This is a genomic window from Janibacter zhaoxuefangae (assembly GCF_050271985.1).
In the GTDB taxonomy this organism is placed as follows: Bacteria; Actinomycetota; Actinomycetes; order Actinomycetales; family Dermatophilaceae.
Genome location: NZ_CP189849.1, coordinates 985,917 through 1,008,654 on the forward strand (window position 1 = coordinate 985,917; position 22,738 = coordinate 1,008,654).

The following is a 22,738-nucleotide window of genomic DNA, read 5'->3' on the forward strand; positions in this document are numbered from 1 at the left end:
GGCCGACACCGGCGCCGTCCGCGCGCCCGACGTCGGCGCAGGGTGCCCGACCGACCTCCGCCAAGGCGTCCCGACCGACGTCGGCGAGGCCCGCCGCGACGACACCCGCACGGGCCCCGAAGCGACCTCGACAGAGCTCGGTGGATCGGTTCGCCGACCGTGCGCGCGGCGCGCGGCGTCAGTCGCTCCGGCGGATCGGACTCATCGTCGCGGCGGTCGCGGCCGTGGCGGCACTCGTCTGGCTGATCGCCTTCAGCCCGCTCCTTGTCGTCCGGGACGTGGCCGTCACCGGCGTGCGCGGTCAGGACCAGCGGGACGTCGCGGTGTTGGCGCGCGAGCAGGTCGGCACGCCGCTGGCCCGCCTGGACGTCGACGAGATCGCCACGGGACTGGAGCATCGTTTCCCGCCCGCGGCACGGATCGTCGTCTCACGCTCGCTGCCCGGAACTCTCACCGTCGACGTCACGGTGCGGAAGGCCGTCCTCGCCCTGCGCGACTCGAAGGGTCAACTGCAGGTCGTGGACGCGTCCGGCACCGCCTTCCGGACGGTTCGACAGGCACCGGCCGGAGTGCCGGTCGTCGACGCCGAGGATGACGCCGACGTCAGCCCGCGTGGAGTCGAGGCGGCCCTCAGCGCCGTCAACGCGCTCAAGGTCGGCAAGGAGAGGGTCACCCGCATCTCCGTCAGCCCGGCGGATCTCGTCACCCTCCGGGTCGGGAGCACCGACGTCGTGTGGGGGACCGCCGAGCGCCCGGAGCTCAAGGCCACGATCGTGCGGGCCCTGATCAAGAAGAAGCCGAAGAACATCGACGTGTCCGCCCCGGACACCCCGGTGACCCGCTGAGCGATGAATCGGTCGGCTTGGCGGCCGACACGCCCGCGTTGATGTTGCAGTCACCCTGAACTTCCGCATAACGTCAAGCCATCACGTTGTGACCAAACCGTAACCCTTTAGTTCATGTTGAGGGTTTGTTCGGGCCCGAGTCGCCGTGGTCGACATCCGAAACACCCTCGCTCGAGCGCACAGCATCAACCCAGGAGAGGCCCCACCGTGGCAGCACCGCAGAACTACTTGGCCGTCATCAAGGTCGTCGGGATCGGCGGCGGTGGAGTCAACGCCATCAACCGGATGATCGAGGTCGGCCTCAAGGGTGTCGAGTTCATCGCCATCAACACCGACGCCCAGGCGCTCCTGATGAGCGACGCCGACGTCAAGCTCGACGTCGGTCGCGAACTGACCCGCGGCCTCGGTGCCGGCGCGGACCCCGAGGTCGGCAAGAGGGCCGCCGAGGACCACGCCGAGGAGATCGAGGAGGTCCTCAAGGGTGCCGACATGGTCTTCGTGACGGCCGGCGAGGGCGGCGGCACCGGCACCGGTGGCGCGCCCGTCGTGGCCAAGATCGCGAAGGGGCTCGGCGCCCTGACGATCGGTGTCGTCACCCGCCCGTTCACCTTCGAGGGCCGTCGCCGCGCGAACCAGGCCGAGACCGGGATCGCCTCGCTCCGCGAGGAGGTCGACACCCTCATCGTCATCCCGAACGACCGACTCCTGTCGATCAGCGACCGCGCCGTCAGCATGCTCGACGCCTTCCGCAGCGCCGACCAGGTCCTGCTCTCCGGTGTCCAGGGCATCACCGACCTGATCACGACGCCCGGCCTGATCAACCTCGACTTCGCCGACGTCAAGTCGGTCATGCAGGGTGCCGGTTCGGCCCTCATGGGTATCGGCTCCGCTCGTGGCGAGGACCGTTCGGTCCAGGCCGCCGAGCTGGCCATCTCGTCCCCGCTGCTCGAGGCGAGCATCGACGGCGCGCACGGCGTGCTCCTGTCGATCCAGGGTGGCAGCGACCTCGGTCTCTTCGAGATCAACGAAGCGGCCCGCCTCGTCCAGGAGGCCGCGCACCCCGAGGCCAACATCATCTTCGGTGCGGTCATCGACGACGCCCTCGGCGACGAGGTGCGCGTGACCGTGATCGCGGCCGGCTTCGACGGCGGCAACCCGCAGAAGCGTTCCGACGAGCGCGCCCTGGGCACCATCCAGGGTTCGACGTCGCCGCAGGCCACTCGCCCGCAGCAGCCGGCGGCTCAGCCGCAGCGCACGCAGGCCGCCCCGCAGCAGGTCCCGGCGCAGTCGGTCCCCGCCCAGGCCCCCGCGCAGCAGCAGGCTCCCGCGCAGCAGCAGGCTCCCGCCGCGCAGGCTCCGGCGCAGACGCCCGCCCCGCAGGCGCAGCCGGCCAAGGTGCCCACCGAGACGCAGCAGCCGCCGCGTCAGGTCACCTTCGACACCGAGGACGACCTGGACGTGCCCGACTTCCTCAAGTGAGTCGCACGCACCCACGACGAAGGGGGCGATGAGCCCGGTGGAGACACCGGCTCGTCGCCCCCTTCGTCATGTGGCCTACGGTGGATTGGTGTTCAACTGGCAGAGCCGAGACGGCGTCCTCGACCGGGTCTTCACGTCGCGCGTGGGCGGGCACAGCGAGCCGCCGTGGTCGGGCCTCAATCTCGGAGGTCACGTCGGCGACGACCCGCAGGCCGTCGCCGCGAATCGTCGGGAGTTGGCGGATGGCCTGGGCCTGGCGGCCGACCGGATCGTCTGGATGGACCAGTGCCATGGGACCGACGTGGCCGTCGTCGACGCCGTGCCCGGGCAGCCGCCGACGGTCGACGCCCTCGTGACGGCCTCGCCCGATCTGGCCCTCGCGGTCCTCGTGGCCGACTGCACCCCGATCCTCCTCTCGGACACGGAGGCCGGCGTGATCGGCGCCGCCCACGCGGGCCGGCCCGGCATGGTGGGCGGCATCGTCCCGGCCGTCGTCGGGGCCATGCGTGATCTTGGCGCCCGCGACATCCGCGCCGCCATCGGCCCGTCGGTGTGCGCGCGCTGCTACGAGGTCCCCGCCGAGATGCGCGACGCGGCCGCCCTCGTGGCCCCCGAGTCGCACGCCGTCACATGGTCGGGCACGCCCGCCATCGACGTCGCCGCGGGCGTCGTGGCGCAACTGGCCGGCCTCGGCATCGCCGTCGAATGGGTGCCCGGGTGCACCCGCGAGACCGCGGAGCTCTATTCCTATCGCCGGGACGGCCAGACCGGGCGCACCGCCGGAGTCATCGTGCGGCGGTCGGCATGAGCGCCGGGGAGACGCCGGCCCCGGGCCGCGAGAGCGAGCTCGCCGAGGCGCTGGCCTCGACCCGGGCGCGGATGGCCGCAGCCGTGACCGACGCCGGGCGCGAACCCGCCGGCGTGCGGCTGGTCGTCGTCACCAAGAACTTCCCCCGCTCGGACCTCGACGCGCTCGTGCGCCTCGGCGTCCGCGACGTCGGCGAGAACAAGGAGCAGGAACTGACGGCGAAGATGGGGGAGGCGCCGCTGCCCGAGGACGTCCGGGTCCACTTCATCGGGCAGTTGCAGTCCCGCAAATCCGGCGCGGTCGCCCGGGTGGCGGACGTGGTGCACTCCGTGGACCGGGTCAAGCTCGTCGGCGCGCTGGCGCGCGGAGCCGAGGCCGCGGGCCGCCGCCTCACCGTGCTGCTCCAGGTCAGTCTCGACGGCGACCCCCAGCGTGGGGGAGCGCTGCCCGCGGACGTCCCGGCCCTCGCGGATGCCGTCGCCTCGGCGGGGCTCACGCTCGGCGGGGTGATGGCCGTGGCGCCGCTGGGCGAGGAGCCACGGGCCGCCTTCGCCCGTCTGCGGGAGGTGTCCGAGCGCCTGCGCGTCGACCATCCGGGGGCCGTCGAGATCTCCGCCGGGATGAGCGGCGACCTCGAGGCCGCGATCCACGAAGGAGCCACCCTCCTGCGTGTCGGGACGGCAATCCTCGGTTCTCGTCCGTCACACAGGTAACTTCGGTCGCGAACGGATTGTCCGTGCGGCGCCCAGGTCAGCACGGTGCGAACTAGAGGAGTGGTCATGGCTGGGGCCCTGCGCAAGACGATGGTGTATCTCGGACTCGCCGAGGAGGACGAGCGCTACGACGGGTACTACGAGGACGAGTTCGACGAGGGCGACGAGCCCCAGGTCGACGCGTCCCACGGTGCCGAGGTGACGCCCCTTCCGCGCCGCACGCCGGTGCATTCGGTCGTGCGTGACGTCGAGGTCGGTGGGCTGACGCGGATCACGACGATCCACCCGCGCACCTACAACGAGGCCAAGAACATCGGCGAGAACTTCCGGGACAACATCCCGGTCATCATGAACCTCTCGGACATGGATGACGCCGACGCCAAGCGCCTCGTCGACTTCGCCGCCGGCCTCATCTTCGGTCTGCACGGCTCGATCGAGCGCGTGACGAACAAGGTCTTCCTGCTTTCGCCGTCCCACATCGAGATCGCGTCCGAGGATGCGGCCCCGAAGTCGGCCAGCGCGCTCTTCAACCAGAGCTGATCCGCACCCTCACCAGGTGCCCCGCGAAACAACCACGCAGAGCGGACCGTTGGTCCTGACATGACAGCCATCGTGCAGGTGCTCCAGTTCCTGCTTTTCCTCTATTTCCTCGTCCTGCTCGGGCGCCTCGTTCTCGAGTGGGTCCAGATGTTCGCCAGGGACTGGCGGCCGCGGGGCCCGATGGCGGTCATCGCCGAGGGCATCTACACCGCGACGGATCCGCCGCTGATGTTCCTGCGACGGTTCATCCCGCCGCTGCGCCTGGGCGGCGTGCAACTCGATCTGTCGTTCTTCGTCCTCATGATCGTCATCTCACTCCTGATGAGTGTGTGAGGCGGACGCTCGGACACAGTATGGTGACGGTTCAGACTCCAGTTAGCATGGAGTGTTTGCACTCACCCCCACCTGTGGTTCCCGAGGAGACGACATGGCCTTGACGCCCGAGGATGTCCTCAACAAGACGTTCACCCAGACGCAGTTCCGCCGTGGCTACGACGAGCGCGAGGTGGACGACTTCCTCGACGAGGTCGTGGCCGAGATGCGCCGCATGGTCAAGGACTCCGAGGGGACTCGCGAGGCCCGACCGGGTCAGGCCGACGCCGCCTCCGCCGTGCCGGGCGTCTCGCCCGCCGAGCTGAAGTCCCTGCAGGAGCGCAACGAGGTCCTGACCTCGCGCCTCGCGCGTGAGACCAGCGCCCGTGAGGATGCCCAGCGCCAGCTGGCCGAGTTGACGACCGCGCAGAAGCAGGCGGACGCCGACCGTGCTGCCGCGGCCAAGGCCTCCGGCGACAAGGCTCTCAACGAGGGTGAGCAGCGTCTCGCCGAGGTCAACGCTCGCATCGAGGCCGCGCAGACCCGTCTGCGTGACATCGAGGCCCGCGCGGCCGAGGCCGAGCGCACCACCGCCGCGTCGCAGGAGAAGATCGCCCTGCTCAACTCCCGCGCCGAGGAGGCCGAGACCTCGGCCCGCCAGCGCATCGAGGCAGCCAACGCCTCCGCGGCCGCCGCCGAGGCCAACGCCGCGTCCACGGCGAAGGCGCAGCCCGCCGACGGCTCCAACACGATGGTCGCCGCCCCCGCTGCCGGTGGTGGCGCCGGTGCCGCCGGGCTCATCGCCCTGGCCCAGCGCCTGCACGACGAGCACATCGCCGAGGGCGAGTCGACCCGCGCCCGACTGCTGTCCGAGGCCCAGTCCAAGCACGACGACCTCGTGGGCTCCGGTCAGCGTCAGCACGACGAGCTCGTGGGCGCTGCCCAGAAGAAGCACGACGAGCTGCTCAGCACCGGCCAGTCCAAGTACGACGAGTTCATCGGGACGGGTCAGCGCCGCCACGAGGAGCTCATTGCCGAGGGCACGAGCCAGCGCGACACGCTCGTCGCCGAGGCGAAGGAGCGCGCCGGCGCCCTCGTGTCCGAGGCCGAGGAGAAGAAGCGGTCGATCCTGGCCGCCCTCTCCACCGAGCGCGACGGCATCCAGTCGAAGATCGACGAACTCCGCGGCTTCGAGAAGGAGTACCGCTCGAAGCTCAAGGACTACATCACCGGCCAGCTGAAGTCGCTGGACGAGTCGTCGGTCAACCTCGACCAGCGTCAGGACGCGAACTGAGTCTGATTCCGGACTGAGACGCACGACGAAGCGGGCCACCGTCACGGTGGCCCGCTTCGTCATGTGCGGCACGGCGTGAGGGCGTCGGCGTGTCACAGGTTGGTCGCATCTTCCAAAGGTGTTTGGTGGCAGACGGCCTGTGCCATATCCTGCCCGGACTTGGGCCCGCGACTCGCGGGCCACTGCGATGCAAGGGGGCCGCAATGGCTGCACGTAAGGCGACGACTCAGGCCGCGGCCTCCACCGCGAAGACCGTCGTGGGTGCCGTCTCATCGGCACGCAAGGCTGCGGGCTCGACGGTCCGTCGGCTGGCCGGGGGGAAGGCGGCCGAGGAGACCTCGGCCGCTCCGGCGAAGAAGGCCGCCACGACGAAGGCGGCTCCGGCGAAGAAGGCGGCGACCACCAAGAAGGCTGCCACGAAGAAGGCGGCGACCACCAAGGCCGCGCCCGCCAAGAAGGCCGCCACGACGAAGGCGGCTCCGGCGAAGAAGGCCGCCACGACGAAGGCAGCTCCGGCGAAGAAGGCGGCGACCACGAAGGCCGCGCCCGCCAAGAAGGCCGCCACGACGAAGGCGGCTCCGGCCAAGAAGGCGGCACCAGTGAAGAAGACGGCGACCACCAAGGCCGCGCCCGCCAAGAAGGCTGCGCCCGCAAAGGCGACGGCGACCAAGAAGGTCGTCCCGTCGGCAGCGCCGGTCGCCAACCCCAGCACCCTCGTCGTCAAGGAGGAGGAGTCCCCCTGGACCGCGAAGGAGTTGCGTGCCGTCCGCGCGGAGATCGACGCCGAGGTCGCGAACCTCGAGGCGGAGATCCGCACGGCGGAGTCCGACCTCGTCGACCTCATGCGGGACTCCAACGACGGAGCGGGCGACGACCAGGCCGACGCGGGCGCGAAGACCTTCGAGCGCGAGCAGGAAATCACCCTCACCAACAACCACCGCGCGATCCTCGAGCAGTACCAGCACGCCATTGAGCGACTGGACGACGGCACCTACGGCGTGTGCGAGTCGTGCGGCAACCCGATCGGCAAACTTCGCCTTCAGGCCGCCCCTCGTGCGACCCTGTGTGTGACATGCAAGACGAAGCAGGAGCGCCGCTGAGCGCCGACCAGACCACTCCGCCCTCAACCCGTGAGCACACGGGGCGCCTCGGTGCCGCGCGGGCGACCTTCGTCCTCGCCGCACTTGCTGCCCTGATCCTCGACCAGCTCACCAAGATCTGGGCGACCTCGGCGCTCCGCGAGGGCCGCACGATCGACCTCATCGGGGACCTCCTCTCGTTGCGGCTGCTCCGCAACTCCGGGGCCGCCTTCTCGCTCGGCGACAGTCGCACCTGGGTCATGACCCTCGTGGCGCTCACGGTGACCATCGGGATCGCCTGGGTCGCCCGCCGCGTCGGCTCGACCCTGTGGGGGGCCGCCCTCGGGCTCATGTTCGGCGGGTCGCTGGGCAACCTCGTCGACCGGTTCGTCCGCGAGCCCGGTCCGCTGCGCGGGCACGTCGTCGATTTCATCGACTACTTCGGCCTCTTCGTCGGCAACGTCGCGGACATCGCGATCGTCGTCGGCGCGGGGCTCCTCGTCCTCCAGACCCTGCGTGGGGTGTCGCTCGATGGGCTTCATCCGGCTCACGCGGATCACACCCACACCTCCGGTCGGGTGAGCGACGGGACCGTCGCCCCGGTCGGCGACCAGTCCCAGATCGGCGAACACCATGGCTGACCAGCGCGCAGTACTCGTCCCGGACGGCCTTGAGGGTGAGCGCGTCGATGCCGCGATCGCCCGGCTCTTCGGCCTCTCCCGCACGAAGGCGGCCGATCTGGCCAGCCAGGGGCGGGTCCGTCTCGACCACACCGAGGTCGGGAAGTCCGCTCGCGTCGTCGCCGGCAGCATGCTCGAGGTCGAGTTGCCCGGTGCCGAGGAGAGCCCCACGCTCAAGGTCATCGCCGAGCCGGTGCCCGGCATGACGATCGTGCACGACGACGACCACATCGTCGTCGTCGACAAGCCCGCAGGGGTTGCGGCGCACCCCAGCGTCGGCTGGACCGGACCGACCGTCGTCGGGGGACTGGCGGCCGCTGGCTACCGGATCTCCACCTCGGGGGCCAGCGAACGGCAGGGGATCGTCTCCCGCCTCGACGTCGGCACCTCGGGGCTGATGGTCGTCTGCAAGAGCGAGCTCGCCTACACGCGGCTCAAGAGCGCCTTCCGTGACCGGACGGTGGAGAAGACCTATCACGCGCTCGTCCAGGGCCTGCCCGACCCGGTCGTCGGCACGATCGACGCACCCATCGGCCGCCACCCCGGCCACGACTACAAGTTCGCCGTCATGGAGTCGGGCAAGACTGCGGTCACCCACTACGAGGTGCTCGAGGCCTTCCGGCACGCATCCCTGCTGGAGATCCACCTCGAGACCGGGCGGACCCACCAGATTCGGGTGCACTTCTCCGCCCTGCATCACCCGTGCGTCGGCGACCTCACCTACGGCGCCGACCCGGTGCTGGCCAAGAAGGTCGGCCTGGAGCGGCAGTGGCTGCACGCCATGGGCCTCGGTTTCGAGCACCCGTCCACGGGCGACTGGGTGACCTTCGAGAGCCGCTACCCGGCCGACTTCCAGCACGCTCTCGACGTCATCGGCGCCGGCTGACCGACCCGCCGCGGACTCCCCGCGGCGACACGCCGAGGGCTGTCCCCGGGGCGACGTAAACTGCTCGGGATGTCCATCCAGCTGCCTCGCGAGAAGAACTTCGCGCACCTCCACGTCCACACCGAGTACTCCATGCTCGACGGCGCCGCGAGGATCGGCGACCTCTTCGAGCGTGCTGCGGAGATGGGCATGCAGGCGGTCGCGACGACCGACCACGGCTACGTCTTCGGGGCCTATGAGTTCTGGAAGAAGGCGCAGGGGACGGGCGTCAAGCCGATCATCGGCGTCGAGGCCTACGTCACCCCGGGCACGCACCGCACCGACAAGACGCGAGTGAAGTGGGGCGACGAGCGGTCGCGCCCTGGCGACGACGTCTCGGGCTCGGGTGCGTACACCCACATGACGCTGCTCGCCCGCAACAACAAGGGCATGCACAACCTCTTCCGGATGGCCTCGCTCGCCAGCCTCGAGGGCTACTACTTCAAGCCCCGCATGGACCGCGAGCTGCTGCAGACCTACGGCGACGGCCTCATCGCCACGACCGGCTGCCCCTCGGGCGAGATCCAGACGCGGCTGCGTCTGGGTCAGTACGACAAGGCCGTCGCGGCCGCAGCGGAGTTCCGCGACCTCTTCGGCGCGGAGAACTACTTCTGCGAGCTGATGGACCACGGCCTCGACATCGAGCGCCGGGTGCAGAAGGACCTGCTGCGGCTGGCCAAGGACCTCGGCCTGCCGCTGCTGGCGACGAACGACCTGCACTACACGGCCCCCGAGGACGCCAAGGCGCACAGCGCGCTGCTGTGCGTGCAGTCCGGGTCCACGATGATGGACCCGAACCGATTCAAGTTCGACGCCGACGACTTCTACCTCAAGTCGCCCGAGGAGATGCGCCACATCTGGCGCGAGCTGCCCGAGGCCTGCGACAACACCCTGCTCGTCGCCGACATGTGCGAGGTCTCCTTCACCGAGGGCGAAGGGCGCTTCATGCCCCGCTTCCCGGTGCCCGCCGGCGAGGACGAGACGAGCTGGTTCACGAAGGAGGTCGAGCGCGGGCTGCACGAGCGGTTCCCCGAGGGCATCCCGGACTACGCGCGCAAGCAGGCCGACTACGAGGTCGAGGTCATCGTCGGCAAGGGGTACCCCGGCTACTTCCTCGTCGTGGCCGACTTCATCCAGTGGGCGAAGAACAACGGCATCCGCGTCGGTCCGGGTCGTGGCTCGGGTGCGGGCTCCATGTGCGCCTACGCCATGAAGATCACCGACCTCGACCCCGTGCCGCACGGCCTCATCTTCGAGCGCTTCCTCAACCCCGAGCGCATGTCGATGCCCGACTTCGACGTCGACTTCGACGAACGCCGACGCGGTGAGGTCATCCGCTACGTCACCGAGAAGTACGGCTCGGAGCGCGTGGCGCAGATCGTCACCTACGGCACGATCAAGGCCAAGCAGGCCGTCAAGGACTCGGCCCGCGTGATGGGCCACCCCTTCAGCGTCGGTGACCAGCTCACCAAGCTCATGCCGCCGGATGTCATGGGCAAGGGCGTGCCGCTGTCGAAGATCTACGACGAGAGCCACGACCGCTACGGCGAGGGGGTCGACTTCCGCTCGGCCGTCGCGGGCGACCGCAACTTCCAGGAGGTCGTCGAGACCGCGAAGGGGCTCGAGGGCCTCAAGCGGCAGTGGGGCGTCCACGCCGCCGGCGTCATCATGTCGAGCGAGCCGCTGCTCGACGTCATCCCGATCATGCGCCGCGAGGCGGACGGCCAGATCATCACGCAGTTCGACTACCCGAGCTGTGAGTCGCTCGGCCTGGTCAAGATGGACTTCCTCGGGCTGCGCAACCTGACGATCCTCGACGACGCCTTGGAGAACATCAAGGCCAACCGCGACCTCGAGATCGACCTGGACGTCCTCAGCAAGGACATGACGGACCCGGCGACCTACCAGTTGCTCGCCCGCGGCGACACGCTCGGCGTCTTCCAACTCGACGGTGGCGGCATGCGGACCCTGCTGCGCCTCATGCAGCCGGACAACTTCGAGGACATCTCCGCCGCCCTCGCGCTCTACCGCCCGGGGCCCATGGGCGCCAACGCGCACACGAACTTCGCGCTCCGCAAGAACGGTCGCCAGGAGCTCGACTTCATCCACCCGGAGCTGACCGAGGCGCTCACCCCGATCCTCGGCATGACCTACGGCCTGATCATCTATCAGGAGCAGGTCATGGAGATCGCGCAGAAGTTGGCGGGGTACACCCTCGGCAACGCCGACCTGCTGCGTCGCGCCATGGGCAAGAAGAAGAAGGAGGTCCTCGACGCCGAGTTCGCCAACTTCGAGTCGGGGATGCTCGCCAACGGCTACTCCAAGGACGCCGTCTCCACGCTGTGGAGCATCCTGCTCCCCTTCTCCGACTACGCCTTCAACAAGGCGCACACGGCCGCCTACGGCCTCGTCTCGTACTGGACCGGCTACCTCAAGGCGAACTACCCGGCCGAGTACATGGCGGCGCTCCTGACGAGCGTGCGCGACGACAAGGACAAGTCGGCGCTGTACCTCAACGAGTGCCGTCGCATGGGCATCAAGGTCCTGCCGCCGGACGTGAACGAGTCCGTCGCCAACTTCGCCGCCGTCGGCACCGACATCCGATTCGGGATGGAGGCGATCCGCAACGTCGGCCGCAACGTCGTCGACGCGATCGTCGCGGCGCGCGAGGAGCACGGCGCCTTCACCTCCTTCAAGGACTTCCTCTCCAAGTGCCCGGCGGTCGTCTGCAACAAGCGGACCATCGAGTCCCTGGTGAAGGCCGGTGCCTTCGACGGCATGCAGGAGTCCCGTCAGGGCCTGGCCCTCGTGCACGAGGTCTACGTCGACCACTTCGTCGGCGTGAAGCGGCAGGAGGCCATCGGCCAGGACTCACTGTGGGACATGTTCGGCGGCGGTGACGACGACGAGGACGTCACGGCGAGCGACGGGCTCCCCGAGGTGCCCGCCCACGAATGGGACAAGGCGACCAAGCTGATGCACGAGCGCGACATGCTCGGGCTCTACGTCTCGGACCACCCGCTCTTCGGCATCGAGCACGTCCTCACGCGGGCGGCCGACACCTCCATCGCCGCCCTCATGGACGAGGAGAACGGCAAGGCCGAGGGGTCGACCGTCACCGTCGCCGGCCTCATCACGGGGTTGTCCATCAAGCGGACGAAGAAGGGCGACCTGTGGGCCATCGCCACGGTCGAGGACCTCGAGGGTGCCATCGAGTGCCTGTTCTTCCCCTCGACGTACATGACGGTGTCGACGATGCTCGCCACGGACGTGGTGTGCACCGTGAAGGGGAGGGTCAACCGGCGGGACGACTCGGTCTCGATCTATGCCCAGGAGTTGACCCTGCCGGACCTGTCCGAGGGCCCGCGCGGTCCCGTCACCCTGACCCTGGACCACAGCCGGGCCACGACGGGGAAGGTCGAGGAGCTCAAGTCAGTCCTCAGCCAGCACCCGGGCAGCACCGAGGTCTACCTGAAGCTGGTCCAGCCGGGGCGCTCGGTGACGCTGCGCATCGACGACAACTACCGGGTCAACGCGACGGAAGCCCTCTTCGGTGATCTCAAGGTGATCCTCGGCGCCCGCGCCGTCTCCGGCTGAGTAGGGTCTGCGGGTGAGCACCAGCACCGATGCCGAGCACATCCCGTCCGCCCCGGTCGCCGAGCAGCGCCCGCATCGACGCGAGCACCACGGCGACGTCGTCGATGACCCGTACGAGTGGCTGCGCGACAAGGAGGACCCGGCGGTCGTCGCCCATCTGGAGGCGGAGAACGAGTACGCGGAGCAGCGCACGGCACACCTCGAGCCGGTGCGGACGGCGATCTTCGACGAGATCCGCTCCCGGGTGAAGGAGACCGACCTGTCGGTCCCCGTGGCTCACGGGCCGTGGTGGTACTACACCCGCACGGTCGAGGGCAGCCAGTACGCCATCCACTGCCGGGCCCCACTGACCGATCGGTCCGACCCGCCGCGACTCGACGACGACGGCGAGAAGGGCGACGGCGCGGTGGTGGGGGAGCAGGTGCTCCTCGACGGCAACGACGCGGCCGCGGGCCACGAGTTCTTCTCCGTCGGCGGACTCGTGACGAGCGCCGACCACCACCTGCTCGCCCACGCCATCGACACCGAGGGCGACGAGCGCTTCGCGGTCACGGTCACCGACCTGCGCACGGGCGAGGTGCTCGACACCGCCGTGACCGGCGTCGGATACGGACTCGTCTTCTCGCTCGACGGGACGCATCTCTTCTACGTCCGCGTCGACGACGCCTGGCGTCCCCACCAGGTCTGGCGGCACCGGGTGGGCACGCCGACGACCGAGGACACGCTCGTCTTCGAGGAGACCGACGAGCGCTTCTGGATGGGCATCGGCACCTCCCGTGACGAGCGCCAGCTGATCATCGCGGTGGGCTCCAAGACGACGAGCGAGGCCTGGCTGCTCGACGCGGCCGACCCGACGGGCGACTTCCACTGCGTGGCCCCGCGCCGCGAGGGCGTCGAGTACGACGTCGAGCCCGCCGGTGACCGCCTCCTCATCGTCCACAACACCGACACCGTCGACGGCGACCTCGCCTGGGCGCCGCTGACCTGCACCAGTCACGAGGAGTGGCGACCGCTGCTCGGCTCGCGGCCGGGGGAGCGGTTCCTCGGGACCGAGGCGTTCGACGACTTCGCGGTCCTCCAGTTGCGCCGCGACGGTCTGTCGGCGCTGCGCGTGCTGCCCCGCGACGACTCGGCGGCCGGGTTCGGGACTCCGGTGGACCTCACCTTCGACGACGACCTGCACTCCGTGGGTCTGAGCGACAACCCCGAGTCGGCGACCGACCGGATCCGCCTCGTGCACGAGTCGTGGGTCAGCCCCCGCGCCGTCATCGAGCACGTCGTCGCCACGGGGGAGCGCACGGTCCTCAAGCGCCAGGAGGTCCTCGGCGAGGTCGACCTCGGCGACTACGTCCAGAGTCGGGAGTGGGTGACCACGTCGGACGGCGCCCGCGTGCCCCTGTCGATCGTGCGCCGCAAGGACGTCGAGCCGGACGGCTCCAACCCCGTCATCCTCGGCGGGTATGGGGCCTACGAGATCTCGTCCGACCCGTACTTCTCCGTGGCGCGGCTCTCGCTGCTGGACCGCGGTGTCGTCCACGCCACGGCGCACGTGCGAGGTGGCGGCGAGATGGGGCGGGCCTGGTACGACGAGGGCAAGCTGCTGCACAAACGCAACACCTTCACCGACTTCATCGCCTGCGCCCAGCACCTCGTCGAGACCGGCTGGGCCGCGCCGGACCGACTCGGCGCGGAAGGGGGCTCGGCCGGCGGGCTCCTCATGGGCGCGGTCGCCAACCTCGCGCCCGAGCGCTTCCGCGTCATCCACGGCGCGGTCCCCTTCGTCGACGCGCTGACGACCATCCTGCGTCCCGACCTTCCCCTGACCGTGGGGGAGTGGGAGGAGTGGGGCAACCCGCTCGAGGACCCCGAGGTCTACGCCTACATGAAGGGGTACAGCCCCTACGAGAACGTCGGCGTCCACGACTACCCGGCGATCCTCGCCACGACGTCGCTCAACGACACCCGCGTGTTCTTCACGGAGCCGGCCAAGTGGATCGCGCGGCTGCGCGAGGTGGCGACGAACGATCCGGCCACGCACCCCTTCGTTCTGCGGACCGAGATGGTCGCCGGTCACGGCGGCCGCAGCGGCCGCTACGACGCGTGGCACCAGATCGCGTGGGAGTGGGCCTTCATGCTCGACCAGCTCGGGGCGACCGACCGTGGGGACGCTGGCGGGGCGCGCCCCCAATTTGTTGCTTCGTAGTAACCAACTGGCCTCCGAACTGTGGGTGAATACATGAGGCGTCTCAGCGCCGACTGACCTTCCTCAGGAGCACAGACACATGAAGCAGAAGCAGTTCGCGGGGCTGGCCTTCTCGGCCGCCCTCGTGTCCGCGGCCGCCCTGGTTGCCGTCCCGGCCCAGGCCGACCAGAGCGACAAGGCGCCGAATGCCGGCAACGCGTTCAAGAACCGGTACGCCAGCGTCAGCATGCTGTCGTTCAACGACTTCCACGGCCACCTCGAGGCCACGGACCCGCCGCTGGCCAAGACGCTCGACCCGTCCCAGACCCCTGTCGGTGGCTCCGAGTACCTCGCGGCCAAGCTGACCGAGCTGCGCGGCGGTTCGGACAACACCGTGACCGTCGCCGCCGGTGACCTCATCGGTGGTTCGACGTTCCTCTCGGGCGCCTTCCACGACGAGCCCGCCATCGAGTCGATGGACGCGCTCGGCCTCGATGTCTCCTCCGTGGGCAACCACGAGTTCGACGAGGGCACCGACGAGCTGCTCCGCATCCAGAACGGTGGGTGCCACTGGAAGGACGGGTGCTACTTCCCCGACCAGCCCTACGAGGGCGCGGACTTCCAGTACCTCGCGGCCAACACCGTGGTCAAGGACACCGGCGACACGCTCCTGCCGGGCACCTTCGTCAAGAAGATCGACGGCGTCAACGTCGGCTTCATCGGCATGACGCTCAAGGCCACGCCGACCCTCGTCAACCCGGCCGGTGTCGCCTCCGTCGAGTTCACCGACGAGATCGAGACGGCCAACAAGAGTGCCGCGGCGCTGCAGGCGAAGGGCGTCGAGTCCATCGTCGTCCTCATCCACGAGGGTGGCTACCAGGCCGGCACGTACAACGACTGCGTCGGCATCTCCGGCCCGATCGTCGACATCGCCACCACGGTCTCGCCGGCCATCGACGCCGTCGTCTCCGGTCACACGCACCAGCCCTACACCTGCACGGTCACCGACCCGGCCGGTAACCCCCGCTCGGTCACCTCGGCCGCGGACTATGGCCGCGTCGTGACGAAGACGGACCTCAAGATCGACCGCAAGACCAAGGACGTCGTGCGCGAGGAGACGACGGCGGTCAACCACCTCGTCGACCGCAACAACGCTCCCGACGCCGCACAGACCGCGATCCTCGCCAAGTGGAGCGCCCTCGCCGGTCCGATCCGCTCGAAGGTCGTCGGCACGGTCGCCGAGGACATCACGGGTGACTCGAGCGGCAACCGCGGCATCGAGACCCCGATGGCCGATGTCGTCGCCGACTCCATCCTCGCCGGCACGTCCGGTGACAAGGGCGGCGCGCAGATCGCCTTCATGAACGTCGGTGGCGTCCGCTCGAGCTTCCTCGTCAACCAGATCAGCAACGGCGAGCAGCCGGGCGAGATCACCTACGACGAGGCCTACAAGGTCGCGCCGTTCGGCAACATGCTCGTCTCGATGGACCTCACCGGCGCCGACATCGACGCCATCCTCGAGGAGCAGTACCAGCCGGTCCCCGCGCGTGGGTCCCGCCCGACGCTCGCGATGGGTGTCTCGGAGGGTTTCACCTACACGTGGGACGCGACGCAGCCTCAGGGCAGCCGTGCCAGCAACCTCGCGCTCAACGGTGTCGCGCTCGACGCGGCGGCCACCTACCGCGTCGGCACGCTGAACTTCCTCGCGGAGGGCGGTGACCTCTTCACCTCCTTCAAGAAGGGCACCAACGTCCTCGGTGGTGCGGACGACCTGGCCAACCTGGTCGATTACCTCGGGGCGAACCCGGGCCTCACCGCCCCGGCCAGCCGCGTCGACGGGCTCTGATCGACAGCTGAATCACCAGCGAGGGCCGCTTCCCCTGTGGGGGAGCGGCCCTCGCTGCGTGTCTGGGCCGTGCTGGCTGTGGACAGACGGCGGCCTGTGGACAGTCGAGGTGCCGGGTATGGGCGATTCGCCTACGGTGTTCGTGAAGGCAGGGGCTGCCGGTGGTGGCCCGGTTCGCGACCGAGGGGAATCTCGTGCAGGTCTTTCAGTTCAGGCGTGGGGTTGTGGCGGGGATGGTGGTGGGCGCCGTGGGGGCGGTGTCCGGATGCTCTGGAGAGGGGGAAGGTGGGGGGACGAGCTCGACGTCCACGTCGAGCACGGCGTCGTCATCGACGTCGAGCCTCAGCAGTTCGAGCTCGTCGTCGACGACGAGCAAGAGCGACGTGGAGATCCCCGAGGCCGCCAGGGCGAAGACGAAGGCGGGGGCTGAGGCCTTCGGTAAGTACTACACGGTGGAGATCGGGCGGGCGTATGAGACCAATGACGTCGCGCCGCTCGAAGCGATGTCGGATCCCAAGTGCAGCGTTTGCGCAGGGCTGATAGCCGACGTGAAGGGGAACCGAAAGAAGGGGATCCATGCCGACGCGAATGCATATGACAACATCCTGCGCTCATCCGCGATGCGCAATTCGGACTCCAGTTACACGGCAGCAGTCACGATCAAGTCGGTCCCGTACAGCAACCGCAAGCGCAATGGAGATGTCGTTCGGAAGTTTACTTCCACGGATGTCACCTTCAACCACGTTCTGAAATGGCAGAGGGACCACTGGGTAGTGGCTCAGAGTGTCGCTGAGGTCGGGTCATGAGAATCGGTGCTTGCGTTCTCGCGCTATCGCTCGCCCTGACTCTCTATGGAACCAACGATGTTGCGAGGGCAGATGGCTGCTCCATCGAGACCACGACGTCAGGTGCCGCTGGACCCCAGGGGCTTTCCGTTTGGGGCCAAGAGCAGCACATCACTTGTCCGGAGGCGCAGTCCGCCACGGGGCAGTCCGGATCTGGAGGGCCGACCGGGCGTCCCATTTCCGCGCCAGTCACTCGCTACGAGTACAAGATGACGCAGTCATGCAGCGCGACGCCCGAGGACCTCGCGCAGGGGGAGGTTCCTGTTGCCTGTGCCGCTGGCGCCCAGTGCCAGACGGCTTCTGGCGAGAGCGCAAACCTTATGCAGGTCTATCGCCGACCTGCAGGGGGAAGCGGCGAGTGGGTGAGCGCGGGTATGCAGTGCGGCACGGCTCCGCCAGCCCAGACCGGCGCGGGTCCCAACACGGTCGTCCCGCCGCCGACGCCGTCGATGGGACAGATCCGGGAGGCGTTCGTGCGTCTGCCGTTCTCGAAGCCGACGGTCAAGGTGCAGCCGAGCCGCGGATGGACGTTGGTGAATCTCCCGACGTACTTCGAGGCGACGTGGCCGGGAGATGCGGGTCTTGAACCGGGCGAGGTGAGCGAGCCGCAGCAGTTGTTGTCGTGGTCCGTGGAGTTCCGGGTCGCGGAGCGCTCCTACGACTATCAGTTCGGTGACGGGTCGTCGTCGGGGCCGCTGTCCTCGCGCGGTGGCCCCTATCCCGAGGGGGACGTGCGGCACACCTACGTGAAGCCGGTGGATGCGGTCGAGGTGTTCGTGGACACGAGCCTGACGGGAGAGTTCAGGGTCAACGGGGGCGCCTGGCGCGACATTGCGACGGTGGCGAACCTCGAGAACGAGCCCGTGACCACCTTCGCCGTGCGCGAAGCGCGCCCGCACCTGACGAAGTAGGACCGGCACCGGACCTGCCCGACCCCGTCGGGCGGGTGGCACCATCGTCGGATGACTCCCACCCTCGACAAGGGCGACGGCCACCAACTCGGCGTGCAGCGGGCATACGACACCCTCGCCGAGACCTACGCGACCCACCTTCCCGACACCCGTGCGGAGTCGCTCCTGGAACTCGCCGTGGTCGACGCCTTCGTCGAGGCAGTGACCGCGGGCGGCCAGGACGGCGGCGTGCTCGATGCAGGGTGTGGCGCCGGTCGGATGAGTCGGTACCTGGCCGATCGCGACTGCGCAGTCCGGGGCATCGACCTCTCGCCCGGCATGGTCGAGATGGCGAAGCGGGACCACCCGGACCTCGACTTCGCCGTGGGGTCCCTGACCGACCTGCCCTTCCCGGACCGCACCTTCGCCGGCGTCATGCTCTGGTACTCGGCCATCCACACCCCGACCGCGGGGCAGCCGCGGATCTTCGCTGAGGCGGCCCGCGTCCTGCGACCCGGTGGTCACCTGGTCATCGGGCTGCAGGCCGGCCAGGGCGTTCGCGATGTGTCGGCGTCGTACGCACGGTTGGGGCTGGAGGTCGAGCTCCAGCGGTACCTCTTCACCGCCGATGAGGTCGCCGCCCATGCCGCCGGCGCCGGACTGACCGAGATCGTCCGGATGGTCCGTCGGCCACGGGGATCAGAGCGTGACGATCAGGCCGCCCTTCTCGCCCAACGGAGGTGAGCAAGCGAGCACATCAGCGAAGGGAGCGCCAGCGCCGACGCCACCAGCGGGAAGGCTGCCGGCGGCGTCAGTGGTGCGGCGCGCGGCAGACGATGGTCGGGCAGCTGGCCCGGGCCACCGCACCCATGGCGACCGACCCGATCTGCAACCCCCGGAACCCGCCGAGCCCGCGATCGCCCACGAGGAGGACGTCCGCCCCTTCGCTGCGGTCGACCAGGGTTCTGGCCGGCAGCCCGCGGACGACCTCCTGGATCACCTTCACCTCGGGATGGGTCGACTGGGCATCGGCGATGGTGCGCCGCACCTGCGCCTCGTGCACGGCCTCATATGCGGGCCAGTCCGAGCCGGAGGTCAAGGTGGGGTCGTCGGCCCCCTGCGCCTGCCAGGCGTGCACGACCAGGAGTTCGGCACCGCGCTGTGCCGCCTGCCGGAAGCCCCGGACGAGGGCACGCAAGGACGGCGCCGATCCGTCGACACCGACGACGACCCGGCCGTAGGGGACATCGGCGTCGCGGTGGCGGATCACCGCCACCGGGCACGGAGCGTGGGTGACGACCTGGTAGGCGACGCCGCCGAGCGGCGCGAAGTTCGCCGGACCGTGGCCGTGTGCGCCGACGACGATGACCTCCGCGTCCCGCCCGGCCCGGATGATCGACGCCGACGGGAAGCCCGAGGTGAGCGCCGTCGAGACCTGGATGCTGCGGTCGCGACTGTGGACGCGCGCGGTGCAGGACGCGAGCAGTTGGCGCCCGGCCTCCTTGATCGTCTCGGCGTCGGTCCCCGCACCGAACCCGACCATCGGCAGGTCGGGGGAGAAGGCGTGGATGAGGTGCATCGGCAGACCGCGCACGGACGCCTGACCCGCCGCCCACTCGAGGGCATCGGTCCCGTTGGGTGAGCCGTCGACCCCGACGACGATGGACCCCGGCTGTTGTCCGTGCATGCTGACCTCCACGACCTCGCATCGAGGCGGCGGGACGTCGGACGGGCGTCGCCGTCGTCACGGGCCGACCGGGCCCGTCCTTCGACTGTAGTCCCCGGCGGGTGGCCCCACCATCGGTCTGACGAAGGTCGCGAGCCGGCTCAGCGGTAGGCGGCCTCTCCGGTCAGCGCCTGGCCGATCATCAACTGGTGGACCTCGCTGGTGCCCTCGTAGGTGAGGACCGATTCGAGGTTGTTCGCGTGGCGCAGGACCGGGTAGTCGAGCGTGATGCCGTTGGCGCCCAACAGCGTGCGGCACTCCCGGGCGATGGCGATGGCCTCGCGCACGTTGTTGAGCTTGCCGAGGGAGATCTGCTCGGGCCGGATCGTGCCGGCGTCCTTGAGCCGGCCCAGCTGGATCGCCAGCAGCATGGCCTTGCCGAACTCGAGGGTCATGTCGGCGAGCTTCGTCTGGGTGATCTGGTAGGCGGCGAGCGGCTTGTCGAAGATGGTGCGGTCGCCGACGTAGGCGAGGACCGACTCCAGGCAGTCGCGTGCGGCGCCGACCGCGCCGAAGACGATGCCGAACCGGGCCTCGTTGAGGCAGGTCAGCGGGCCGGACAGACCCTGCGCCCCCGGGAGGACGGCATCGCCGGGCAGCCGCACGTCCTCGAGGACGATCTCGCCCGTGACCGACGCGCGCAACGAGAGCTTGCGGGTGATCTCCGGTGTGGAGACGCCCGCTGCGGCAGTGGGGACGACGAATCCGCGGATGCCTCGGGAGCCCTCGGCCTCGTCCGTGCGTGCCCAGACGACGGCGACGTCCGCCACGGGCGCGTTCGTGATCCACATCTTCGTCCCGTTGAGCACCCAGTCGTCCCCGTCGCGGCGCGCGACGGTGCGCATCCCGGCCGGATTGGAGCCGAAGTCCGGCTCGGTGAGGCCGAAGCAGCCGATGGCCTCGCCGGGCGCCATGCGGGGCAGCCACTCCTCCTTCTGTGCTTCACTGCCGAAGTGGTGAATCGCAAACATGGCGAGCGAGCCCTGCACCGACACGAGCGAGCGGATCCCCGAGTCGGCGGCCTCGAGTTCGAGGCAGGCCAACCCGTAGGCCGTGGCACTCGTGCCAGCGCAGCCGTAACCCTCGAGATGCATGCCGAGCAGGCCGTGGCCGCCGAGCACGGTCGCGAGCTCGCGCACCGGCACGGTGCCGCTCTCGAACCACGCGGGCAGGTGCGGTCGGACCTCGGTGTCGAGGACGGAGCGCACGGTGGACGCCATGGTGCGGTCGTCGGCATCGAGGAGGGTGTCGATCCCGAAGAGGTCGAGGGGGTGCGTGGGCATGGCGGCCTTTCTGGTGGGCGGCACGTCGAGGGTCACGAGCCGGACGTCAGGAGCGCAGGACCTTCTCCATGGCCTTGCCCTTGGCGAGTTCGTCGACGAGCTTGTCGAGGTAGCGGATCTTCTGCATGAGGGGATCCTCGACGTCCTCGACCCGGACGCCGCAGACGACACCCTTGATCAGGCCCACGTTGGGGTTGAGGTCGGCACTGTCGAAGAAGTCACGGAAGGTCGTGCCCGCCTCGAGGTGTCGTTGCAGCTCGGCCTGGTCGAAGCCGGTGAGCCAGCGGATGACCTCGTCCACCTCGGCGGCGGTGCGGCCCTTGCGTTCCACCTTCGCGATGTAGAGCGGGTGGACGTCGGCGACGCTCGTGGTGAAGATTCTGTGCACCGGCCGAGGCTACCGCGCGCAAACGGCGAATCATCCGGCGCTCCGGGGAGTCGACTACGTGGGCACGACTCCGCCGCGTGCGTGGTGGTAGCTCGTGCGGAGGATGGCCTGCACGACCGTCAGCTCATCCTCGTCGCGGGGGCCGAAGACCATGACGAACCCCGGAGTCAGGCGCGAGCCGGCGAGCGGGTGGGCCCGTCCCCACCCCTTCGCGACGAGGTCGGCGGCATGGGCCGGTGGGAGCGCAACGTGGAGCGAGCCGTCCTCGCGGGGGTGGAGGTGCGCGAACTCGCGCACGGACGGGACCAGGAAGGCCTGGTCATCGCCTCCGCCGTCGGCCATGGTGAACCCGCGAGCCCCCGGCACCGAGATGTGGGACGGTCCAACCGAGACGCCCTCAAGCTCCGCCACGGTCGACGCCAGCCGTTCCTGGAGGTCGGCCGGAGCGTTCTGCGAGGTCTGCTGCTGCGGGATCCTCCAGGTGATCTCGGGCGTCGGTCCCGAACGGATCGGTAGGGCGCCATCCGGCAGGGTGGCCCATGAGACGTGTTCAGGCCGCCCGGGCGCCGGAACGGGGTGGTGCGTGGCGTACGTGAGTCGCTCCGCGATCCACCGCCCGAGTGACGCGACGACGGCCATGGTCAGCCCGTGGCCGCCGTCCGTCCGGTGGGCAACCACGGGTGCGCCGGACTCCTCGAGGAGGTAGCGCCACGTCCTGCTCAGGAGTTCGGCGGGGATGACGTGGTCCTGGTCGCCCTGGGCGACGAAGACCGGCAGGTGAGCGAGCCGTCCGGTGGTGACGGCCACGCCGGCGTCGAACGGCAACGTGGCGAAGAGGACACCAGCCCCGCTGAAACGCGCTGGGTCGCTGAGGGCCAGGCCGCCGGCGAATGCGCCGCCGCCGCTGAAGCCGACCACGATGACCTGACGCCCGGCGGGAGCGACGTCGTCGAGCCACGCCCGGAACCATGCCATCGTGTCCGCGAGCGACTCCGCGATGGGGCGGCCGATGCCGCGGTTGGCGAACCACGCGAACCCGCCGCCCTCGGCGATGGGGGCCCGGACGGCCGCGTACTCGATGCCGCCCGGCAGGTGCGGCGCGAGCGAGATGATCTCCTGCTCGTTCGACCCGCGACCGTGGAGGAGGACGACGAGCGGTGCATCGGGGGACGTGGCGCCGTGCGTTGCGACGACGTGTGGCCCGAAGGTCGCCTGCCCACTCATCGGGGAGCTCCGGGAACGAGCTCCGCAGCGGTGCGGGCGCTGGACTCGCAGGGTCGGACGGGGTCCGCGGACATGGTGCCTT

Annotated in this window: 20 protein-coding genes; 16 read left to right on the plus strand and 4 right to left on the minus strand. The window is 69.6% G+C overall.

Going from position 1 to position 22,738, the window contains the following annotated elements:
* Positions 1–140: 140 nt before the first annotated feature.
* The 16 genes from ACQBAS_RS04635 to ACQBAS_RS04710 all read left to right on the plus strand — a co-directional run bounded on the left by ACQBAS_RS04635 (position 141) and on the right by ACQBAS_RS04710 (position 18,779).
* Positions 141–845 carry a cell division protein FtsQ/DivIB gene (locus ACQBAS_RS04635; protein ID WP_427385218.1) on the plus strand — a complete coding sequence of 235 codons (705 nt, stop codon included), beginning with the start codon at positions 141–143 and terminating at the stop codon, positions 843–845.
* Between the two features lie 207 nt (positions 846–1,052).
* Positions 1,053–2,324 (plus strand): cell division protein FtsZ, encoded by a 1,272-nt coding sequence (gene ftsZ, locus ACQBAS_RS04640; RefSeq protein WP_427385219.1) that lies wholly within the window; start codon positions 1,053–1,055, stop codon positions 2,322–2,324.
* A gap of 88 nt (positions 2,325–2,412) precedes the next feature.
* Positions 2,413–3,132, plus strand: coding sequence for a peptidoglycan editing factor PgeF (pgeF, locus tag ACQBAS_RS04645; RefSeq protein ID WP_427385220.1), 720 nt, complete (start codon positions 2,413–2,415; stop codon positions 3,130–3,132).
* Positions 3,129–3,845 (plus strand): YggS family pyridoxal phosphate-dependent enzyme, encoded by a 717-nt coding sequence (locus ACQBAS_RS04650; protein ID WP_427385221.1) that lies wholly within the window; start codon positions 3,129–3,131, stop codon positions 3,843–3,845. Before pgeF ends, ACQBAS_RS04650 begins: the two co-directional genes overlap by 4 nt.
* Before the next feature lie 66 nt (positions 3,846–3,911).
* Complete coding sequence (locus ACQBAS_RS04655) at positions 3,912–4,385, plus strand: cell division protein SepF (protein WP_427385222.1); 474 nt, start codon at positions 3,912–3,914, stop codon at positions 4,383–4,385.
* A gap of 60 nt (positions 4,386–4,445) precedes the next feature.
* Positions 4,446–4,718 carry a YggT family protein gene (locus ACQBAS_RS04660; protein WP_427385223.1) on the plus strand — a complete coding sequence of 91 codons (273 nt, stop codon included), beginning with the start codon at positions 4,446–4,448 and terminating at the stop codon, positions 4,716–4,718.
* Positions 4,719–4,812: 94 nt separating this feature from the next.
* Positions 4,813–5,991, plus strand: coding sequence for a DivIVA domain-containing protein (locus ACQBAS_RS04665; RefSeq protein ID WP_427385224.1), 1,179 nt, complete (start codon positions 4,813–4,815; stop codon positions 5,989–5,991).
* 203 nt (positions 5,992–6,194) lie between these two features.
* Positions 6,195–7,091, plus strand: coding sequence for a TraR/DksA family transcriptional regulator (locus tag ACQBAS_RS04670; protein WP_427385225.1), 897 nt, complete (start codon positions 6,195–6,197; stop codon positions 7,089–7,091).
* A complete protein-coding gene (gene lspA / locus ACQBAS_RS04675) occupies positions 7,064–7,711 on the plus strand; it encodes a signal peptidase II (RefSeq protein ID WP_427385226.1) in 648 nt (215 codons plus the stop codon). The genes ACQBAS_RS04670 and lspA overlap by 28 nt, the downstream gene beginning before the upstream one ends.
* On the plus strand, positions 7,704–8,636 hold the full coding sequence (locus tag ACQBAS_RS04680; protein WP_427385227.1) for an RluA family pseudouridine synthase: 933 nt from the start codon (positions 7,704–7,706) through the stop codon (positions 8,634–8,636). Before lspA ends, ACQBAS_RS04680 begins: the two co-directional genes overlap by 8 nt.
* A 69-nt stretch (positions 8,637–8,705) precedes the next feature.
* Entirely contained in the window at positions 8,706–12,272 is a 3,567-nt protein-coding gene (gene dnaE, locus ACQBAS_RS04685) for a DNA polymerase III subunit alpha (protein WP_427385228.1), read from the plus strand.
* A gap of 13 nt (positions 12,273–12,285) precedes the next feature.
* Positions 12,286–14,475, plus strand: a complete 2,190-nt coding sequence (locus tag ACQBAS_RS04690; RefSeq protein ID WP_427385229.1) for a S9 family peptidase — start codon at positions 12,286–12,288, stop codon at positions 14,473–14,475.
* Positions 14,476–14,554: 79 nt separating this feature from the next.
* Complete coding sequence (locus ACQBAS_RS04695) at positions 14,555–16,300, plus strand: bifunctional metallophosphatase/5'-nucleotidase (RefSeq protein WP_427385230.1); 1,746 nt, start codon at positions 14,555–14,557, stop codon at positions 16,298–16,300.
* 161 nt (positions 16,301–16,461) lie between these two features.
* Entirely contained in the window at positions 16,462–17,106 is a 645-nt protein-coding gene (locus ACQBAS_RS04700) for a DUF6318 family protein (protein ID WP_427385231.1), read from the plus strand.
* 401 nt (positions 17,107–17,507) lie between these two features.
* Entirely contained in the window at positions 17,508–18,056 is a 549-nt protein-coding gene (locus ACQBAS_RS04705; protein ID WP_427385232.1) for a hypothetical protein, read from the plus strand.
* A 51-nt stretch (positions 18,057–18,107) separates the two neighbouring features.
* Positions 18,108–18,779 (plus strand): class I SAM-dependent methyltransferase, encoded by a 672-nt coding sequence (locus ACQBAS_RS04710; protein WP_427385233.1) that lies wholly within the window; start codon positions 18,108–18,110, stop codon positions 18,777–18,779.
* A gap of 67 nt (positions 18,780–18,846) precedes the next feature.
* Here the strand turns inward: ACQBAS_RS04710 and ACQBAS_RS04715 are convergent, their stop codons facing one another.
* The 4 genes from ACQBAS_RS04715 to ACQBAS_RS04730 all read right to left on the minus strand — a co-directional run bounded on the left by ACQBAS_RS04715 (position 18,847) and on the right by ACQBAS_RS04730 (position 22,656).
* Positions 18,847–19,722, minus strand: a complete 876-nt coding sequence (locus ACQBAS_RS04715; protein WP_427385234.1) for a universal stress protein — start codon at positions 19,720–19,722, stop codon at positions 18,847–18,849.
* A gap of 140 nt (positions 19,723–19,862) precedes the next feature.
* Entirely contained in the window at positions 19,863–21,044 is a 1,182-nt protein-coding gene (locus ACQBAS_RS04720; protein ID WP_427385235.1) for an acyl-CoA dehydrogenase family protein, read from the minus strand.
* Positions 21,045–21,090: 46 nt separating this feature from the next.
* Positions 21,091–21,432 (minus strand): DUF2200 domain-containing protein, encoded by a 342-nt coding sequence (locus ACQBAS_RS04725; protein WP_427385236.1) that lies wholly within the window; start codon positions 21,430–21,432, stop codon positions 21,091–21,093.
* A gap of 54 nt (positions 21,433–21,486) precedes the next feature.
* Positions 21,487–22,656 (minus strand): luciferase family protein, encoded by a 1,170-nt coding sequence (locus tag ACQBAS_RS04730; RefSeq protein ID WP_427385237.1) that lies wholly within the window; start codon positions 22,654–22,656, stop codon positions 21,487–21,489.
* Between the last annotated feature and the right edge of the window lie 82 nt (positions 22,657–22,738).

What these genes read in the sequence shown, in the direction of transcription:
- ACQBAS_RS04650 (WP_427385221.1), top strand. Translation starts at nt 3,129, where the DNA reads ATGAGCGCCGGGGAGACGCCGGCCCCGGGCCGCGAGAGCGAGCTCGCC.
- ACQBAS_RS04655 (WP_427385222.1), top strand. Translation starts at nt 3,912, where the DNA reads ATGGCTGGGGCCCTGCGCAAGACGATGGTGTATCTCGGACTCGCCGAG.
- ACQBAS_RS04660 (WP_427385223.1), top strand. Translation starts at nt 4,446, where the DNA reads ATGACAGCCATCGTGCAGGTGCTCCAGTTCCTGCTTTTCCTCTATTTC.
- ACQBAS_RS04665 (WP_427385224.1), top strand. Translation starts at nt 4,813, where the DNA reads ATGGCCTTGACGCCCGAGGATGTCCTCAACAAGACGTTCACCCAGACG.
- ACQBAS_RS04670 (WP_427385225.1), top strand. Translation starts at nt 6,195, where the DNA reads ATGGCTGCACGTAAGGCGACGACTCAGGCCGCGGCCTCCACCGCGAAG.
- lspA (WP_427385226.1), top strand. Translation starts at nt 7,064, where the DNA reads ATGCAAGACGAAGCAGGAGCGCCGCTGAGCGCCGACCAGACCACTCCG.
- ACQBAS_RS04680 (WP_427385227.1), top strand. Translation starts at nt 7,704, where the DNA reads ATGGCTGACCAGCGCGCAGTACTCGTCCCGGACGGCCTTGAGGGTGAG.
- dnaE (WP_427385228.1), top strand. Translation starts at nt 8,706, where the DNA reads ATGTCCATCCAGCTGCCTCGCGAGAAGAACTTCGCGCACCTCCACGTC.
- ACQBAS_RS04695 (WP_427385230.1), top strand. Translation starts at nt 14,555, where the DNA reads ATGAAGCAGAAGCAGTTCGCGGGGCTGGCCTTCTCGGCCGCCCTCGTG.
- ACQBAS_RS04710 (WP_427385233.1), top strand. Translation starts at nt 18,108, where the DNA reads ATGACTCCCACCCTCGACAAGGGCGACGGCCACCAACTCGGCGTGCAG.
- ACQBAS_RS04715 (WP_427385234.1), bottom strand. Translation starts at nt 19,722, where the DNA reads ATGCACGGACAACAGCCGGGGTCCATCGTCGTCGGGGTCGACGGCTCA.
- ACQBAS_RS04720 (WP_427385235.1), bottom strand. Translation starts at nt 21,044, where the DNA reads ATGCCCACGCACCCCCTCGACCTCTTCGGGATCGACACCCTCCTCGAT.
- ACQBAS_RS04730 (WP_427385237.1), bottom strand. Translation starts at nt 22,656, where the DNA reads ATGAGTGGGCAGGCGACCTTCGGGCCACACGTCGTCGCAACGCACGGC.